Source organism: Streptomyces sp. NPDC057280 (assembly GCF_042668605.1).
Classification (GTDB): domain Bacteria; phylum Actinomycetota; class Actinomycetes; order Streptomycetales; family Streptomycetaceae; genus Streptomyces.
Genome location: NZ_JBHUYR010000001.1, coordinates 1808100 through 1825587, shown reverse-complemented (window position 1 = coordinate 1825587; position 17488 = coordinate 1808100). Strand labels below are relative to the sequence as shown.

The 17488-nt window shown below is 71.8% G+C and carries 18 protein-coding genes; 12 read left to right on the top strand and 6 right to left on the bottom strand.

The window, feature by feature from the left end; genetic code table 11:
• Position 1: 1 nt before the first annotated feature.
• On the bottom strand, positions 2–1498 hold the full coding sequence (locus tag ACFUO4_RS08300) for an IucA/IucC family protein (protein ID WP_383481174.1): 1497 nt from the start codon (positions 1496–1498) through the stop codon (positions 2–4).
• Positions 1499–1585: 87 nt separating this feature from the next.
• On the opposite strand from ACFUO4_RS08300, the gene ACFUO4_RS08295 reads away from it, so the two are divergent.
• From ACFUO4_RS08295 to ACFUO4_RS08285, 3 genes are all read left to right on the top strand, one after another.
• Entirely contained in the window at positions 1586–3043 is a 1458-nt protein-coding gene (locus ACFUO4_RS08295; RefSeq protein WP_383481171.1) for an IucA/IucC family protein, read from the top strand.
• Positions 3044–3118: 75 nt separating this feature from the next.
• A complete protein-coding gene (locus ACFUO4_RS08290) occupies positions 3119–4024 on the top strand; it encodes a HipA family kinase (RefSeq protein ID WP_383481168.1) in 906 nt (301 codons plus the stop codon).
• A complete protein-coding gene (locus ACFUO4_RS08285) occupies positions 4021–4311 on the top strand; it encodes a SelT/SelW/SelH family protein (RefSeq protein ID WP_383481165.1) in 291 nt (96 codons plus the stop codon). Before ACFUO4_RS08290 ends, ACFUO4_RS08285 begins: the two co-directional genes overlap by 4 nt.
• Position 4312: 1 nt before the next feature.
• Here ACFUO4_RS08285 and aceB read toward each other — a convergent pair whose 3' ends face one another.
• Both aceB and ACFUO4_RS08275 read right to left on the bottom strand, forming a co-directional pair.
• Positions 4313–5938, bottom strand: coding sequence for a malate synthase A (aceB, locus tag ACFUO4_RS08280; protein WP_383481162.1), 1626 nt, complete (start codon positions 5936–5938; stop codon positions 4313–4315).
• Positions 5939–6125: 187 nt separating this feature from the next.
• Positions 6126–6725, bottom strand: a complete 600-nt coding sequence (locus ACFUO4_RS08275) for an NTP transferase domain-containing protein (protein ID WP_383481159.1) — start codon at positions 6723–6725, stop codon at positions 6126–6128.
• A 219-nt stretch (positions 6726–6944) separates the two neighbouring features.
• Here ACFUO4_RS08275 and ACFUO4_RS08270 point away from each other — a divergent pair, with 219 nt between their 5' ends.
• Positions 6945–7235, top strand: a complete 291-nt coding sequence (locus ACFUO4_RS08270) for a DUF5955 family protein (RefSeq protein ID WP_383481156.1) — start codon at positions 6945–6947, stop codon at positions 7233–7235.
• A 15-nt stretch (positions 7236–7250) separates the two neighbouring features.
• Here ACFUO4_RS08270 and ACFUO4_RS08265 read toward each other — a convergent pair whose 3' ends face one another.
• Positions 7251–7916: an SUKH-4 family immunity protein gene (locus tag ACFUO4_RS08265; protein ID WP_383481153.1), complete on the bottom strand. Its 666-nt coding sequence runs from the start codon at positions 7914–7916 to the stop codon at positions 7251–7253.
• Positions 7913–8707 (bottom strand): IclR family transcriptional regulator, encoded by a 795-nt coding sequence (locus tag ACFUO4_RS08260; protein WP_383481150.1) that lies wholly within the window; start codon positions 8705–8707, stop codon positions 7913–7915. The genes ACFUO4_RS08265 and ACFUO4_RS08260 overlap by 4 nt, the downstream gene beginning before the upstream one ends.
• Before the next feature lie 271 nt (positions 8708–8978).
• On the opposite strand from ACFUO4_RS08260, the gene allB reads away from it, so the two are divergent.
• The 4 genes from allB (at position 8979) to ACFUO4_RS08240 (ending at position 13410) form a co-directional block, all read left to right on the top strand.
• The gene (allB, locus tag ACFUO4_RS08255; protein WP_383481147.1) at positions 8979–10316 is read left to right on the top strand and encodes an allantoinase AllB; all 1338 of its coding nucleotides are present in this window, start codon (positions 8979–8981) and stop codon (positions 10314–10316) included.
• A 68-nt stretch (positions 10317–10384) separates the two neighbouring features.
• Complete coding sequence (gene alc, locus ACFUO4_RS08250) at positions 10385–11500, top strand: allantoicase (RefSeq protein WP_383481144.1); 1116 nt, start codon at positions 10385–10387, stop codon at positions 11498–11500.
• Between the two features lie 96 nt (positions 11501–11596).
• Positions 11597–12607, top strand: a complete 1011-nt coding sequence (locus tag ACFUO4_RS08245) for a hypothetical protein (RefSeq protein WP_383481141.1) — start codon at positions 11597–11599, stop codon at positions 12605–12607.
• Positions 12608–12618: 11 nt separating this feature from the next.
• A complete protein-coding gene (locus ACFUO4_RS08240; RefSeq protein WP_383481138.1) occupies positions 12619–13410 on the top strand; it encodes a hypothetical protein in 792 nt (263 codons plus the stop codon).
• A gap of 183 nt (positions 13411–13593) precedes the next feature.
• On the opposite strand, the gene ACFUO4_RS08235 is transcribed toward ACFUO4_RS08240, so the two are convergent.
• Positions 13594–14367, bottom strand: coding sequence for an SDR family oxidoreductase (locus ACFUO4_RS08235; RefSeq protein WP_383481135.1), 774 nt, complete (start codon positions 14365–14367; stop codon positions 13594–13596).
• Positions 14368–14479: 112 nt separating this feature from the next.
• On the opposite strand from ACFUO4_RS08235, the gene ACFUO4_RS08230 reads away from it, so the two are divergent.
• From ACFUO4_RS08230 to ACFUO4_RS08215, 4 genes are all read left to right on the top strand, one after another.
• Positions 14480–15295: an AIM24 family protein gene (locus tag ACFUO4_RS08230; RefSeq protein ID WP_383481132.1), complete on the top strand. Its 816-nt coding sequence runs from the start codon at positions 14480–14482 to the stop codon at positions 15293–15295.
• Positions 15296–15383: 88 nt separating this feature from the next.
• A complete protein-coding gene (locus ACFUO4_RS08225) occupies positions 15384–16010 on the top strand; it encodes a dihydrofolate reductase family protein (protein ID WP_383481129.1) in 627 nt (208 codons plus the stop codon).
• Positions 16011–16101: 91 nt separating this feature from the next.
• Entirely contained in the window at positions 16102–17007 is a 906-nt protein-coding gene (locus tag ACFUO4_RS08220) for a DMT family transporter (protein ID WP_383481126.1), read from the top strand.
• An 85-nt stretch (positions 17008–17092) separates the two neighbouring features.
• The gene (locus ACFUO4_RS08215; protein WP_383481123.1) at positions 17093–17482 is read left to right on the top strand and encodes a ribonuclease domain-containing protein; all 390 of its coding nucleotides are present in this window, start codon (positions 17093–17095) and stop codon (positions 17480–17482) included.
• Positions 17483–17488 lie beyond the last annotated feature (6 nt).

Here is a 17488-nt window from a genome sequence, read left to right as displayed (position 1 = left end):
GTCAGCCTCCAAAACGAACCGGGTTCGGCAGCTCGGCCCACTGGTCCCCAGGGATGCCCGGCGACAGCCGCATCAGCGTCAACGCCTTGGTGGGCAGCGGGTTCTCACGGAGCGCCACGAGATCCGGGGTGTCGGGAAGATCCCGTACGACCGTCTCCAGCGTCCGGCCCAACGCCGCCCCCGACCCCGCCGTCCCCGCCAGCGCTCCCGCCACCAGCGCCCCGAACAGCTTGCGCCGCAGGGCCATTTCGTCATCGGTGACGACCCGGCCGCTCAACTCCGGTACGGCGATGCCGTGCCGGGCCAGCCGGGCCGGGCTGACCCGGATGTCGGCCAGGTCGCGGTAGACGAGCCGCAGCGGTGCTCCCGTCGCCGACAGCACGACCAGGAGGTTCTGCCCGTGCGCCTCCAGGGCCACCCCGAGGTCCAGCAGCCGCAGTCCGACGGTGAGCGCCAGCCGCGTGAAGTCCGCCAGCCAGGACGCGTCCGACGGCAGACCGGTGCCGGCGAGCGCGGCCACCGGCACCACCCGCTCCCCGCTGCCCGCGTACACCTGCGGCGACTCGCGCACCACGGCGGCCAGGTCGGGGGAGTCGGCGGTGGCCGCGCCCAGGGTGCGGGTGAAGTGCAGCAGGCCGTCCGTGCGGGCCGCCAGCGACTCCGCGAAGGCCGACAGGGTCGCCGACATGCCGATCGAGTACACCGAGATGTCCCGCACCGACGATGTGAGCCGGGCGCTCAACGCCGTCTTCACATGCGGGCCTTCGCCGGTCAGGGCCAGCGTGCGCAGGGACATCAGCGGATGCGCGGCCGGACCCGCGTCGCCCGCCCGCTTCAGCACATGCGCCGCCTGCCACGGATGCACCGGGATCAACAGCCGTGCCCCGTCCCGCATCCCGGCGGGCCAAGCCCCGGTCACCAGGCATTCGTCCGCCCGCACCGGCATCAGCCGCAGCCCGACCAGCGGCCGGTGCTCAGGGCCGTACGCCAGCTGCTCCGCCACCGAGAACCCGGGCCGGGAACGGCAGTTGGGGTGGAACGGATGCCCGTCCACGACCCGCTGCTCCCATTCCCAGTCGGTCGCGGGCCACTCGTCCGGGTCGGCCGCCGGCTGCCCGGCCCGCGACAGCGCCAACGACGCCACACTGTGGCCGAGTTCGGCCGCCACGCCGGTGCCGTGCGGCACGCCGAGGTCGGTCATGAGGCGCGCGGGATCGTCGTACGCGGTGTCGTCGAGCCGTACGACGGAGACGTACGCGGCGGTCGCGTACGGGTCGGCCGCCGGGCCTTCGAGCCGGCGTCCGTCCTTCAGACGCAGGGTGAGACCGTCCCGGCCGGTGATCCAGGGCAGCGGCTCGTACGCGAGCGCCCGCCACAGCCGGGTCAGGACGGCGGCCCGGGCGCCCGGCAGCTCGGCCGCGTGCCGCGACACCAGGTCGGGGCGCGCTTCGGCCAGCTCCTGGGCGACCTCGGCCTCGGCGGTGGGGGAACGGTGCACGGGTGGGCTCCTCGGGTACACATAGGTGGCACGGCGGGCGGCCGGCGACAGAGATACTGATCGTCTCCGCCCGCATGTAGAGAACGAGTGAAACGCGTGGACCTCATCCCCCCGGCCGCCGCCGACGCCTATGCTGCCGCGCCGCTGCTCAACTGCCTGCTGCGGGAGGTCGCCGAGGCGCTCCCGGGCGCCGGGGAGCCGCGCACGCACCGGCTGCCCAGCGGCCGGCTGCTGCGGGTGCGGGGTGCGCGGCGGCCCGCGGAACCCGAGGTGCACACCGGCGGTCACTGGCACCGCATCGGCCACACCGAACTCGTCAAGCTCGTCGCCGAGGAGCTGACCCGCCACACCGGCCTGCCCAACCACGAACTGCCGGCCGAGATGATCGACAGCCGGGACGCGGTGGCCGCCCTGCTCACGGCACGCGCGCGGGCGACGCCGCCCACGGACCCGTATCTGCGCTCCGAGCAGTCCCTCCTCACCGGCCACCCCTACCACCCCGCCCCGAAGGCGCGCGGCGGCGGCCCCGTCGCGGCCTGGCTGCCCTACGCGCCCGAGGCGCACGCCCGCTTCCCGCTGACGCTGCTCGGCGTGCGCGAGGACACGGTCGTCGAGGAGGGCGACACCTCCGCCCTGGACGCCCTCGGCGAGGCCCCGCCCGGCTACCGGCTGCTGCCCGCCCACCCCTGGCAGCTCGACCTCGTGGACCTCAAGGACGCCTTCGCCGACGGCCGGCTGATCCGGCTGGGCACGACGGGCTTCGACGTCTGGCCCACGGCAGCCATCCGCACGCTCTACGCCCCCGAACGGGACCTGTTCCTGAAGTTCAGCCTGGACGTCCGCATCACCAACGACATCCGCCGACTGTGGCGCCACGACCTGCTGAAACTCCGGCGGACCGACGCGGCGGCGGCCCGCGCCTTCGAGACCGGCCCCGCCGCATGGCTGTCCGACCGCGGCTACCGCACCGCCGGCTTCGCCTTCGAGGAGCTGGCGGTCCTGGTCCGCGACGGCTTCCGGGGGCATCTCCGCCCCGGTACGACCCCGCTGCTGGCCGCCGGGCTGGTGGAGGGCTTCGAGGGCGCCCCCACCGGTGGTGCGGCCTGGTGGGAGGCGTATCTGCGGGCCGTCGTACCGCCCGCCCTCGCGGCCTTCGCCGACCACGGCGTCGTACTCGAAGCACACCTTCAGAACACGCTGGTCGCCGTGGACGCCGACGGGATGCCCGTGCAGGCGCTGTTCCGGGACGCGGAGGGCGTGAAACTGCTGGCGGACGTGGGGCGGGCGGCCGGGTGGGAGCGGCTGGTGTACACGCTCGTCGTGAACCACCTGTGCGAGGTCGCGGCGGTCCTCGCCGAGCGGCATCCCGGCCTCGATCCCTGGCCCGCCGTGCGCCGTGAGTTCGCCCGCCACGACCTGCCCGAGATCACGACCCTGCTCACCTCGCCCACGCTCCCCGGCAAGACCAACCTGCTGCTGCGCTGGACGGAGGCGGACGGCGCGGACGCCCGCTACCTGCCGCTGCCCAACCCCCTGGCCGAGTGAGCACGGCCCGCCCGGCGTTCGGGTGCGCGCCGCCCAGCCCGCTCCCCGCGTGAGCCCTGGCATACCCTGGCGGGTGTGCTGCGCGAAGTGACTGCTGTTCGATACGTGACCCCGTTGCGGTCCGGTGGCTCCGTGCCCGGGGTCGTCGAGGCCGACGACCTGGGGACGTACGTCGTGAAGTTCACCGGCTCCGCGCAGGGCCGCAAGGCGCTGGTCGCCGAGGTGATCGTCGGCGAGCTGGCCCGCGCGCTCGGGCTGCGCTTCCCCGAACTGGTGCTGGTGCACTTCGACCCGGCGATCGCGGACAGCGAGCCGCACCAGGAGGTGCGCGAGCTGCACAGCGCGAGCGCGGGCCTCAACCTCGGGATGGACTATCTGCCGGGCGCCCGGGACTTCACCCCGGAGGTCGCCAAGAGCTTCCCGGTCGACGCGCTGGAGGCGGGCCGGATCGTCTGGCTCGACGCGCTGACCGTCAACGTGGACCGCACGGTGCACAGCTCGAACCTCATGGTGTGGCCCACGCTCGGCGTCGCGCCGCCGCGCCTGTGGCTGATCGACCACGGCGCCGCCCTCGTCTTCCACCACCGCTGGGACGGCTCCGACCCCGCCAAGCGGTACGACTTCCGGCACCACGCGCTCGGCCACTACGCCCCCGACGTCCGGGCCGCCGACACCGAACTGGCCCCCAAGGTGACGCTCGACCTGCTGCGCGAGGTCACCGCGGCCGTCCCCGACGCCTGGCTCACGGACCACGCCACCCCCGACGAGGCGCGCGAGGCGTACGTGGCGTACCTCCACGCGCGCGTGCAGTCGTCGGCGGACTGGCTGCCCATGGATTTCCCCACCCGGGAGGAACTCGCCGCCGAGGAGGCCCTCCGCGCGGCGAAGAACCAGCGAGGACGTCCCGCGTGGCTCAAGCAGGTCCCCGATCTGCACGGCAAGCCCGCGGCGGAACAGGATTGGTCGGTGCACCTCGGATGAGCCCCGCGAGCCCCGTCGTACAGATCGAGTACTGCACCCAGTGCCGTTGGCTGCCCCGCGCGGCCTGGCTGGCGCAGGAGCTGCTCACCACGTTCGAGCAGGAGCTGGGCGAGCTGTCCCTCAAGCCCGGTACGGGCGGCGTCTTCGTCGTCCGGGTCGACGACGAGGTGGTCTGGGACCGGCGCGAGCAGGGCTTCCCGGAGCCGACGGCCGTGAAGCAGGCCGTACGCGACCGAGTGGCCCCGGGAAAGTCCCTGGGCCACTCGGACAAGGCGGCTGCGGAGTAGGTCAGCCCTTGAGCTGCTCGTACGCGGGCAGGGTGAGGAAGTCCGCGTAGTCGTCGTCGAGCGACACTTCGAGCAGCAGGTCGTGGGCCTGCTGCCAGTGGCCGGCGGCGAAGGCCTCCTCGCCCAGCTCGGCGCGGATGTTGGACAGTTCCTCGGCGGCGACCTTGCGGGCCAGCTCCGGCGTGGCCTTCTCGCCGTTCTCGAACTCCACGCCCGCGTTGATCCACTGCCAGATCTGGGAGCGGGAGATCTCGGCGGTCGCCGCGTCCTCCATGAGGTTGAAGATGGCGACCGCGCCGAGCCCGCGCAGCCAGGCCTCGATGTAACGGATGCCGACCTGGACGGCGTTGACCAGTCCGTTGTACGACGGCTTGGCGTCCAGCGAGTCGATGGCGATCAGGTCGGCGGCCTCGACGTGCACGTCCTCGCGCAGCCGGTCCTTCTGGTTCGGCTTGTCGCCGAGGACCTTGTCGAAGGATTCCATGGCGATCGGGACCAGGTCGGGGTGGGCGACCCAGGAGCCGTCGAAGCCGTCGGCGGCCTCGCGGTCCTTGTCGGCGCGGACCTTCTCGAAGGCCACCTTGTTGACCTCGGCGTCCCGGCGGGACGGGATGAACGCCGCCATGCCGCCGATCGCGTGCGCGCCGCGCTTGTGGCAGGTGCGGACGAGGAGTTCGGTGTACGCGCGCATGAACGGGGCCGTCATCGTGACCAGGTTGCGGTCCGGGAGGACGAACTTGGCGCCGCCGTCACGGAAGTTCTTGACGATGGAGAAGAGGTAGTCCCAGCGCCCGGCGTTCAACCCGGAGGCGTGGTCGCGGAGTTCGTAGAGGATCTCCTCCATCTCGTACGCCGCTGTGATCGTCTCGATGAGGACGGTGGCGCGGATGGTGCCCTGCGGGATTCCGACGTAGTCCTGCGCGAAGACGAACACGTCGTTCCACAGCCGGGCTTCGAGGTGCGACTCGGTCTTCGGGAGGTAGAAGTACGGGCCCTTGCCGAGGTCGAGGAGGCGCTGCGCGTTGTGGAAGAAGTACAGCCCGAAGTCGACGAGGGCGCCGGGGACCTGGCTGCCGTCGGCGTCGACGAGGTGGCGCTCGCCCAGGTGCCAGCCGCGCGGGCGCATGACGACCGTCGCCAGCTCCTCGTTCGGGCGCAGGGCGTACGTCTTGCCGGACTTCTCGTCGGTGAAGTCGATGTTCCGGGTGTAGGCGTCGGCGAGGTTGACCTGGCCGAGGACCACGTTCTCCCAGGTCGGTGCCGAGGCGTCCTCGAAGTCCGCGAGCCAGACCTTGGCGCCCGAGTTGAGGGCGTTGATGGTCATCTTGCGGTCGGTGGGACCGGTGATCTCGACGCGGCGGTCGTTCAGGGCGGCGGGGGAGGGGGCCACCTTCCAGGAGTCGTCCGCGCGGATCGCGGCGGTCTCCGGGAGGAAGTCGAGCGTGGAGGTGCGGGCGATCTCGGCGCGGCGCTCGGCACGGCGGGCAAGGAGTTCGTCACGCCGGGGCGTGAACCGGCGGTGCAGCTCGGCCACGAAGGCGAGGGCCGTGTCGGTGAGGACCTCCTCCTGCCGGGGCAGGGGCTCGGCGTCGACGATGGCCAGCGGGGACGGCGCTGGTGCGGACATGAGCTGTCACTTCCTTCAGCGAGCGTGGCACCGGGTGCCAGTCGAACCGGGTACGGCGAGCAACGCCCCTGGAGCCTGAGGGCGCTTCTGAACAGTGGATACTAGTTTCCTCATCGTGGAAGTTCAATGGTTTGTTGATGTCGAGATTCTCTGAGTCGAGGAAAGGTGGCGCTCAGTGCCACCCCGCTCACTCAAGGTGGTGCAGATCCGCGACGGTGTCGATGTCGTACGGCCGGGCGATGTCACCGCACTCGACGAGCGAGACCCGTGCGGCGTGTTCCTTCAGATACGCGCGTGCCCCTCGGTCCCCGGTGGCAGTCGCGGCGATCCCCGCCCAGTGCGCGGACCCGAACAGCACGGGATGCCCGCGGACGCCGTCGTAGGCGGCCGAGACCAGCGTCGTCTCGTCGGTGTACGCGGCGCGCACCCGCGCGAACGCCTCCGCCCCGATGCCGGGCTGGTCGACGAGCGACACCAGCGCCGCCCGCGCGCCCGTGCCGGAGAGCGACTCGAGACCGGCTCGAAGCGAGGACCCCATACCGCCGGCCCACTCCGGGTTGTCGACGAGCACACAGCCCGCCAGATCGGCCTGCTGCCGTACGGCGTCGGCGGCGGCCCCCAGCACCACGTGCACGCGGGTGCAGCCTGCCTCGCGCAGGACGCTCACCGCGTGTTCCACCAGTGGCCTGCCGCGATGATCGAGCAGCGCCTTGGGCCGCCCGCCGAGCCGCCGCCCGCCGCCCGCCGCCAGCAGCAGCCCGGCCACCTGGTCCTCGTTCTCCGTCATGCGTCCTGCATACCTGACGCCCAGGCGAGTGGCCGGTTTCGGGAGGCTGAATTTCGGTCCGCGCGGTGGCGCGGCGCGCCCGGGGTGGCGTTTACTGACCCGCGTCCCTGGGCGCCCGACCAGCGCCACGGGGCTGTTTCGGGCGGGATCACGAGTGGGGGCGCGCGACGGGGTGCGCCGGGGGGGAGAGCTGTGTTGCGGAGCTTGGGGCAGAGGCCGGTGACCGGCAGCGACGAGGACGATCCGAGAGTGGCGGGACTGCGCACCGCGGTGTCCCGACTGCGCCGCGAACTCGCCGCGCACCCGGCCGAGTTCCCCGACCGCGCGATCGCCGAGGACGAGCTGGCGGCCCTGGCCGCGATGACGACCGACGGCGTACCGGAGGTTCCGCGGCTGCGCCGCTCGCTGCTGCTGATCGCGGGAGCGATCGGGTCGGTCAGCGCGCTGTCGCGGGGGTTGTCGGAGGTGCGGGACGCGGTGGAGCTGTTCGGGGAGCCGGGGCGGGGCTGACGGCCCGACCGGTGTTCAGCAACCCCGGTCCCGGACCAGCCCTCCCCACAGGGTGTGCGGGGTGTCGGACCGCAGGGCGGGGTCGATGCGTGCGAAGCCCCGCAGCACGATCCGCTCGCAGTCGTCGCAGCGGTCGAGATAGGCGTCGAACTCCTCTTGCGGGCACCCCAGAGGCGGTTCCGTGAGCTCGGCGAAGAGCGAGCGCGCGGCCCGCCAGCGCCAGCTCAGGTCGACGAACCGGGCGACCGAGGAGCTGATGAAACTGACGGCCGGGAGATAGAGGTCCGCATAGGACTCGCGCAGCGCCGGCGCGACGTCGGCCGCGGTGATCGGCGCCGGCAGGATGGCGAGGACCCGGCCGTCGCCCCGTACCGCCCCCATTCTCGGCGTCAGGTCGTCGTTGCCCCACAGGCCCAGGTCGTAGAACCGGTCGTCCGCGGTGGCCAGTTCACGCTCGCGCGGTCCCGCCAGGTTCGGTACCAGCGTCGGCTCGGCCTCGGTCTGGAACGACGGCGTCATGAGGACGTCGTCCGGCAGCCCCCAGTCCGTGAGCGCCCGCAGATCCGACTCGGGCAGCCGCCACCCCCGCACCGACGCCGGCCGTATCTGATGACCGGGATCGACCAGGCCCGCCGGCGGCGCCGTCATCAGCGCGGCGAGACGGTCCTCGATCGACGTCACGCCGGGCTCTGGGTGGCCAGCGCCTCCGAGAGTTCCGTCGCCACCTGCTGGAGCACCGGCACGATCTTGTCCGTGGCCGACTCGGTGACGCGGCCCGCCGGGCCGGAGATGGAAATGGCCGCGGCGGTCGGGGAGTTGGGCACCGACACCGCGAGGCAGCGGACGCCGATCTCCTGCTCGTTGTCGTCGACCGCGTACCCGAGCTGCCGTACGTCGGCCAGCGCCGCGAGGAAGCCGTCCGGTGTGGTGATCGTCTTCTCCGTCGCGGCCGGCATGCCGGTACGGGAGAGCAGCGCGCGCACCTCGGCGTCCGGGACGTCGGCGAGGAGGGCCTTGCCGACGCCGGTGGAGTGCGGCAGGACGCGGCGGCCGACCTCGGTGAACATGCGCATCGAGTGCTTGGACGGCACCTGGGCGACGTAGACGATCTCGTCGCCGTCGAGCAGCGCCATGTTCGCCGTCTCGCCGGTCTCCTCGACCAGGCGGGCGAGGTAGGGGCGGGCCCAGGTGCCGAGCAGCCGGGAGGCGGACTCGCCGAGGCGGATCAGGCGGGGGCCGAGGGCATAGCGGCGGTTGGGCTGCTGGCGGACGTATCCGCAGGCCACGAGCGTGCGCATGAGGCGGTGGATGGTGGGCAGCGGCAGCCCGCTGGTCGCGGAGAGCTCGCTGAGGCCGACCTCCCCGCCCGCGTCCGCCATCCGCTCCAGCAGATCGAAGGCGCGCTCGAGGGACTGGACCCCGCCGCCGGCGGACTTGGCGGAGTCGGTGGTGCTGGCGCTGGACGTCGGCACGGCGCGTTCCTTTCGGGACCTGGCAGGAAGGGCAGAAGCCTACCCGGCAGTCGGTTGACTCCCTTGTTGTGCGTAGCTACGTTCTGCCTGGCGGAATTCTAATTCCGCCTTATGGAAACGTCCAGAGTGTGGGCGCCGAAGGTGCTGTGGGGAAGTGTGCCCTTGACGGCGCGAGAACGGGAGTGAAGACTCCTTCAACAGAAAGTTGAATTCCGTTACGCGGAAGTAAACCGGTGTCGCGGAGGTAAACAGGTGTCAGAGAGGGGTCCGGGTGTCCGACGCTGAACTGCTGCTGCGCTCGACGCGCGTCATCACTCCGGAAGGGACACGCGCCGCCTCGGTCGCGGTCGCCGCCGGCAAGATCACGGCCGTACTGCCGTACGACGCCGAAGTCCCCGCCGGCGCCCGCCTGGAGGACGTCGGCGACCATGTCGTCCTGCCCGGCCTGGTCGACACCCACGTGCACGTCAACGACCCCGGCCGCACCGAGTGGGAGGGCTTCTGGACCGCCACGCGCGCGGCGGCGGCCGGCGGCATCACGACCCTCGTCGACATGCCCCTCAACTCCCTCCCGCCGACCACCACGGTCGACAACCTCCGCACGAAGAAGGATGTCGCCGCCGACAAGGCCCACATCGACGTCGGCTTCTGGGGCGGCGCCCTGCCGGACAACGTCAAGGACCTGCGTCCGCTGCACGAGGCCGGGGTCTTCGGCTTCAAGGCCTTCCTGTCTCCGTCCGGCGTGGACGAGTTCCCGCATCTGGACCAGGATCGACTCGCCCAGTCCCTGGCCGAGATCGCCTCCTTCGGCGGCCTGCTGATCGTGCATGCCGAGGACCCGCACCACCTGGACGCGGCACCGCAGCAGGGCGGCCCCAAGTACGCCGACTTCCTGGCCTCCCGCCCGCGCGACGCCGAGGACACGGCGATCGCCCAGCTCATCGCCCAGGCCAAGCGGTTGGACGCGCGCGTGCACGTGCTGCACCTGTCGTCGAGCGATGCCCTCCCGATCGTCGCCGCGGCCAAGGCCGAAGGCGTCCGCATCACGGTCGAGACCTGCCCCCACTACCTCACCCTGACGGCCGAGGAAGTCCCGGACGGCGCCAGCGAGTTCAAGTGCTGCCCGCCCATCCGCGAGTCCGCCAACCAGGACCTGCTCTGGCAGGCGCTGGCCGACGGCACCATCGACTGCGTCGTCACCGACCACTCCCCGTCCACGGCCGACCTGAAGACCGCGGACTTCGCCACCGCCTGGGGCGGCATCTCCGGCCTCCAGCTGAGCCTCGCGGCGGTCTGGACCGAGGCCCGCAAGCGCGGCCACGGCCTGGAGGACGTCGTCCGCTGGATGTCCACGCGCACCTCGGAGCTGGTCGGCCTGGACCAGAAGGGCGCCATCGAGGCCGGCCGCGACGCCGACTTCGCGGTCCTCGCACCCGACGAGACGTTCACCGTCGACCCGGCGGAACTCCAGCACCGCAACCGCGTGACGGCGTACGCGGGCAAAACCCTGTACGGCGTCGTGAAGTCGACCTGGCTGCGCGGCCAACGCATCGTCGCGGACGGCGAGTTCACGGACCCGAAGGGCCGACTCCTCACCCGGACACCCTGACTTCACCACCGCGACCTGACTTTCACCACCGCACCCGCAGCGGCCGACTCTTCAGAAAGGCTCTCTTCGTGACGGCGATCCCGAGTTTCACCGGCGACGCGAACCCGTACGGCGGCGGTGACCCGTACGCCGACTACCGCACCGCCGACTTCCCCTTCACCCAGTACGCCGACCTCGCCGCCCGGCAGCTCGGCGCCGGAGTCATCGCCGCCAACGACGAGTTCTTCGCCCAGCGCGAGAACCTGCTGCTGCCCGAGCGCGCCGAGTTCGACCCCGAGCACTTCGGTCACAAGGGCAAGATCATGGACGGCTGGGAGACGCGGCGCCGCCGCGGTGTCTCCGCCGAGCACCCGTGGCCGACGGCCGAGGACCACGACTGGGCACTGGTCCGCCTCGGCGCGCCCGGCGTGATCCGCGGAATCGTCGTCGACACGGCCCACTTCCGTGGCAACTACCCGCAGGCGGTGTCGGTCGAAGGCACGTCGGTGGCGGGCTCGCCCTCCCCGGAGGAGTTGCTCGGTGACGACGTGAAGTGGACGACGCTCGTCCCGCGCACACCGGTGGGCGGCCATGCGGCCAACGGCTTCGAGGTGGCGGTCGAGCAGCGCTTCACGCACCTGCGCGTCAACCAGCACCCGGACGGCGGCATCGCGCGCCTGCGCGTGTACGGCGAGGTCGTCCCCGACCCCGCGTGGCTGTCGGTCCTCGGCACCTTCGACGTGGTCGCCCTGGAGAACGGCGGCCGGGCCGAGGACGCCTCCAACCTCTTCTACTCGCCGGCCTCCAACACCATCCAGCCGGGCCGCTCCCGCAAGATGGACGACGGCTGGGAGACCCGCCGCCGCCGCGACCAGGGCAACGACTGGATCCGGTACCGGCTGGCGGCCCAGTCCCAGATCCGGGCGATCGAGATCGACACCGCGTATCTGAAGGGCAACAGCGCGGGCTGGGCGTCGGTGTCGGTGAAGGACGGCGAGGACGGCGACTGGCAGGAGATCCTCCCGCGCACCCGTCTCCAGCCCGACACCAACCACCGCTTCGTCCTCCCGACCCCGGCGATCGGCACCCACGCGCGCGTGGACATCTACCCGGACGGCGGCATCTCGCGGCTGCGGCTGTTCGGTTCGCTGACGGACGCCGGCACGGCAGCGCTGACGGCACGCCACCAGGAACTGGGCGGCTAGGACGGGCCCTTGATCCCGTGAGGCGCACCGGAGGGGCAACTCCGGTGCGCCTCGCTATCGTTGATCCCGTCGGTGTCGAGGTGCCGGGGGGATCCGATGGGCGTGCTGCTGTACTACCCGACGATCAACCCGCCCACCGAGGTGCTTCATCAGGCGCTGCTGTACTGGGACGGGATCGCGTCGGTCGTACCGCGCGACCCACAGGTGTACGACGTCGTGGTGGGGGAGGAGCTCCGGCGACTGGAGGAGCGGGAGCTGTACCGGCCGCTCGCCTTCACCTCCGACACCTTGAACGTGCTCGGGCTGTTCGACGGGACGGGACCCGCCTGGCGTGGCGGTCACACCTGGTCTCTCCTGTACGGGGAGCTGCGGCGCCTCGCCCGGCGCGTCGACCCGCCCCGGCCCACCACACCGCCCGAGGCCGTCATCTACCCGTCGAAGCTCAGCTACCCGCTGGAACAACTGCTCCTGAGCCTGGGACTCGCAGTGCGGGACGGATGGGACGCTCTCAATGTCTCCAGGGAGGTCCAGTCGCTGATCATCGGCGTCCTGGCCCGTGAGTTCGCCCACCACCCGGACGTGGCCTTCTTCCCGTACACCGAGGACGAGACGGCGTACCGCAACGGCCTGCGACCGGCATCCCCGACCGGTGCCCTCGCCTGGGAAGTGGAGCTCGGCCGGCTCCTGCCCGTGCCCGCCCCCGGCACACCGATCGCCGACGTCCTCGCCTTCCGGGACAGATACGCGGACGAACGGCTGCGCCTGATGCGTGCCGTGCACCGGCTCCTGGGCGATCTGCGCCGCGACTACGAGCATCCCGCGGATGTGTTCTCCCAGCTCAGACATGAACTCTCCCAGGCCGTGGAGGACTACCGGGCCGCCGGCCGCGGCAGCCGGATGGCCTGGGTGCACCGCTCGGTCACGGTGTCCGTGGCGCTCGCCGCATCGGCCGGCGGGGCACTGCTGCTGCCGGATCTGGGCTGGCTCCTGGGAACCGTCGGCGGGTACGCCCTGAACGTCGCCACGCGCGAGATCCGCCCGCTCAGCAGGGCCCGGGACGAACACGACTTCAGCTATCTGCACCGGGTGCACAGCACACTGGCCTGAGGAGGCACGGCATGACGCTGAAGGCACGGGTCTTCGGCCGGGCGCGGCTGGAGGACGGGCGCCTGACCGTGCGCATCCTCACCAAGGACGGCCCGCGGAATGAGTTCTCGGTCGAACTGGCGCGCACGTATGTCCGGGGCCTCAGGTGGACCGAGATCGACCGGGAGCTGCGCCAGTACGGCTACGAGCGCAGTGACCCGTCATCGGCCGGTCGACCGCACGACGGAGTGGAGTTTGCCGTGACGGGCTGGAGCCAGGACCGGTCAGGCGTGCCACGCGGCGCCCTGGACAGGGAAGCGGGGACCATAGCGCTGGAGCTGCGGCCGACCGAGGTCGGTGAGCTCCGGCGGGCCGCCGAGGGACTGCGGGACGCCCTCAGCGACTGGGAGCGAGGTCCGGTCGACGCGCTCAGGGCCGCGCTGGACGAGGCGGACCCGACGACCGTGCTGCTGTCGGCCTCCCACGCCGGCTCACTGTGGTACCTGTTGGGTGAGTCCGGCCGCCACAAGCAGGCGCTCGACGAAGACTCCGTACGAGTCCTGGACCACCTCGCCCGGAGCCTCGCCGAGCACAGCCGCCCCGTCACCGGGCCGTGGCCCCACGTCGTGGAGACCCTGCGGACCGCCCTCCGTGAAGCCCTCACCCGCCCTGGCGCCGAAGGCCTCGCCGCCCGCGACGAACTGCTCGCCCTGGTCCTCGGGTTCGCCGACGCGCACCGCACCGCCACAGCCGCGGACGACGAGGAACAGCGGCGCCTCCAGGCGGAACGGCCCGAGCCGGAGCACCCCGGCCCGACCCGTTGACGCTCACGCCGGGTGGCTCCCGTCCGAGGTCGGGGCAGGAGGTCCCGGCCGATCCGTTGAGGACCACGCCGCGTGGCCCCGTCCGAGGTCCGAGCAGGAGGCCCCGGCCGATCCGGTGACGCTCAGCCCGCGTGGCCCCTGTCCAAGGTCGGAGCAGGAGGTCCCGGCCCGACCCGTTGACGCTCAGGCCGCGTGACCCCCGTCCACCGCGAACTCGGCCCCCGTCACGTAGTCGGCGGTCGCCAGGTACGCCACCGTGGAGGCGACCTCGTCGGCCGTGCCGAACCGCCCCAGCGCCGTCATCGCCGCCTGCCCCGCCGCATAGGGCCCGTCCGCGGGGTTCATGTCGGTGTCCGTCGGCCCGGGATGCACGATGTTCGCCGTGATCCCGCGCCCGCCCAGCTCCCTGGCCAGCGCCTTCGTCAGCCCGACCAGCGCCGACTTGCTCATCGCGTAGAGCGTGCCGCCGGGCCCGGGCACCCGCTGCGTCATGCAGGTGCCGATCGTGATGATCCGCCCACCGGCCTCCATCCGTGCCGCGGCCGCCTGCGAGGCCAGGAACACTCCGCGCACATTCACGGCCAGCACCCGGTCCACGTCGGCGAGCGACAGCCCTTCCAGCGGCCCCAGCACCCCGACACCCACGTTGTTCACCAGCACGTCCAGGCCACCGCCGAGCGCCTCCGCCGCACCCGCCACGGCTTCCGCCGCCTCCTGAGGGTCCGCGGAGTCCGCGCGCAGGGCGACCGCACGCCGCCCCAGCGCCTCGACCCGCCGTACGACGTCCTCGGCCGCCTCCTTGCCGCTCGCGTACGTCAGCGCCACGTCCGCGCCCTCCCGGGCGAGCCGCAGCACCGTCGCCGCCCCGATCCCCCGGCTGCCACCGGTGACGAGGGCGACCTTGCCGTGCAGCGTTCCGTGAGTCGTTGTTCCGTGAGTTCCGTAAGTCGTTGTCATGCCTCCATCTCAGCGGCGCGCACGCGCGCTTGCTGGCGGCGAACGGACACCGAACTCGCACCCCGAAACCCGAACCCGGAACTCTTCCCTCCGCCTCCCGCGTTGTCCTCGCGTGACCCTTCAGCAAGAAATCGTCGGCAACGCCATGCAGATGGCGGTCGTCAGCCTCCAGCCCGGCCAGACCGTGTACTGCGAGGCCGGAAAGTTCCTGTTCAAGACCACGAACGTGACCATGGAGACGCGTCTGAGCGGCCCGTCCGGCGGCGGACAGCAGCCCCAGGGCGGCGGCGCCGGAGGCATGGGCGGCATGCTCCGCCAGGCCATGGGCACCGCCATGCAGGTCGGCCAGCGCGCCCTCGCGGGCGAGTCACTGGCGTTCCAGTACTTCACGTCCACCGGCGGCGAGGGCACCGTCGGCTTCGCGGGCGTCCTGCCCGGCGAGATGCGCGCCCTGGAGCTGGACGGCACGCGCGCGTGGTTCGCGGAGAAGGACGCGTTCGTCGCCGCCGAGTCCACCGTCGACTTCGGCATCGCCTTCCAGGGCGGCAGGACCGGCCGCAGCGGCGGCGAGGGCTTCATCCTGGAGAAGTTCACCGGCCGCGGCACCGTGATCATCGCCGGCGCCGGAAACTTCATTGACCTCAACCCGGCCGACTTCGGCGGCCGCATCGAAGTCGACACCGGCTGCGTCGTCGCCTTCGAGGAGGGCATCCAGTACGGCGTCCAGCGCGTCGGCGGGCTGAACCGGCAGGGCCTCATGAACGCCGTCTTCGGTGGCGAGGGCCTGTCCCTGGCCACCCTGGAGGGCAACGGACGGGTCATCCTCCAGTCCCTGACCATCGAGAGCCTCGCCAACGCCCTGAAGAAGGCCCAGGGCGGCGACAAGCAGGGCCCCACGGGCGGCCTGTTCTCCACGCACGCGGGCTGAGGCCGCGCGGCGCCACCGATGAGTTGCCGGTGCCGGTGGGGTCTGAGCTGATGAGAACAGACCCCACCCACGAGAGAAGGCACCCGCCATGGGCAAGCTCGTCTCCCAGATCTTCGTCAGCCTCGACGGCGTCTACCAGGCTCCTGGCGGCCCCGAGGAGGACCCCAGCGGCGGCTTCGAGCAGGGCGGCTGGATGGTCCCGTACGACGACGAGGACTTCGGACGCTTCGTCACCGACGTCTTCGGGCAGGTCGGCGCGTTCCTCCTCGGCCGCCGTACGTACGACATCTTCGCCGCGTACTGGCCGAAGGTCACCGATCCCGGCAACCTCATCGCCGACCGGCTCAACGCCCTGCCGAAGTACGTCCCCTCGTCCACCCTCACCGCCCCGGAGTGGAACAACACCACCGTGATCGGCGGCGACCTGGCCAAGGAGGTCACCGCCCTCAAGGAGCGCACCGACGGCGAGCTCCAGGTCCACGGCAGCGGAGCCCTCGTGCGGTCCCTGCTGAACCTGGACCTGATCGACACCTTCCACGTGATCACCGTCCCGGTCGTGCTGGGCGCCGGCCGCCGCCTCTTCGACGAGGGCAGCCTCCCGACCGCCTTCCGGCACCGGACCGGGCTCGTCACGTCCAAGGGCGTCTCCATCCAGACGTACGACAGGACGGGCCGCCCGCAGTACGGCACGTTCGGGCTCCCGGAAAACGCCTAGCCCCAGGTCAGCCGCACGGGTACGGTGATCGCTCCATGTGCGAGCCACCGACGTCTCCACACCCCAGACGGAGACCGGGAGAGCCGCACCGATGTCCTCGATCGCCGTACCCGGCGCGCTCGCGCCGCGCCGCACCTGGCTGACCGACCTGCCCGTCCTGCTCGTGGCGGTGGTGTGGGGCGCGAGCTATCTCGCCGCCAAGGACATCACCACCGCGCGCACCGTGATCGCCGTCCTCGTGCTGCGCTTCGCGATCGTCCTGCCGGTCCTCGCCGTCGCCGGGTGGCGCGCGCTGCGCGCCCTGAGCGCCGCCCAGTGGCGCGGTGCCGGGATGCTCGGGCTGATCCTCAGCGGGATCTTCCTGCTGGAGACGTACGGCGTCGTCCACACCTCGGCGACCAACGCCGGCCTCATCATCAGCCTGACCATGATCTTCACGCCGCTCGCTGAGGCCGCCGTCACCCGGACCCGCCCCTCGCGGACCTTCCTCGGCGCCGCCGCCCTCTCCGTGCTCGGCGTCGTCCTGCTCACCCAGGGCGGCGGCTTCACCCGGCCCTCCCTCGGCGACCTGCTCATGCTGCTCGCCGCGCTCGCCCGTACCGTCCACGTCCTCGCCATGTCCCGCATCAAGACGGTGCGGGGGGCCGACGCGCTGTCCCTGACCACCGTCCAACTCGGCGCCGCCGTCGCGGTGTTCGCGCTGCTGTCGACCGGCGCCGACGCCACGCCGTGGGGGACGGCCGCGGATTTCGGGCCGCGGGAGTGGGCCGGGCTGCTGTTCCTGTCCGCGTTCTGCACGCTCTTCGCGTTCTTCGTGCAGATGTGGGCGGTCCGCCGCACCTCCCCGTCCCGGGTCAGCCTGCTGCTCGGCACCGAGCCCCTGTGGGCCGCCCTCGCGGGCATCGCCCTCGGCGGTGAACGCCTCGGCGTGCTCGGTCTCGCGGGCGGTGCACTGGTGCTTGTGGGGACCGCGTGGGGACGCCGGGCCACAAGTTAACTCCCGGAAAATTCATCGGACTTGACGGGAAAATCTCCAGAGTTGTCATTGACATGCCACTGTCTACGCGCGTCATCATGAGCGCATGAGATTCCCCCCACGAATCACTCGCATCGGCGCGGCGGCCGCCGTGCTGTCCGCCCTCCTCGTCGGCGGAACCGTCGCCACGGCTTCCCCCGCAGCCGCCGCGGTCGGCAGCATCTGCTACGGCGACCTGCCCTCCCAGGCGTACGACACCCTGAGGCTGATCGAGCAGGGCGGCCCCTACCCGTACTCCCAGGACGGCGTCGTCTTCCAGAACCGGGAACGCGTCCTGCCCTCGCGGTCCTCCGGGTACTACCACGAGTACACGGTCAAGACCCCCGGCTCCTCCACGCGCGGCGCGCGCCGCATCGTGACGGGCCAGGAGTACCAGGAGGACTACTACACCGCGGACCACTACGCCACGTTCGACCTGATCGACTACGGCTGCTGAGCCGAC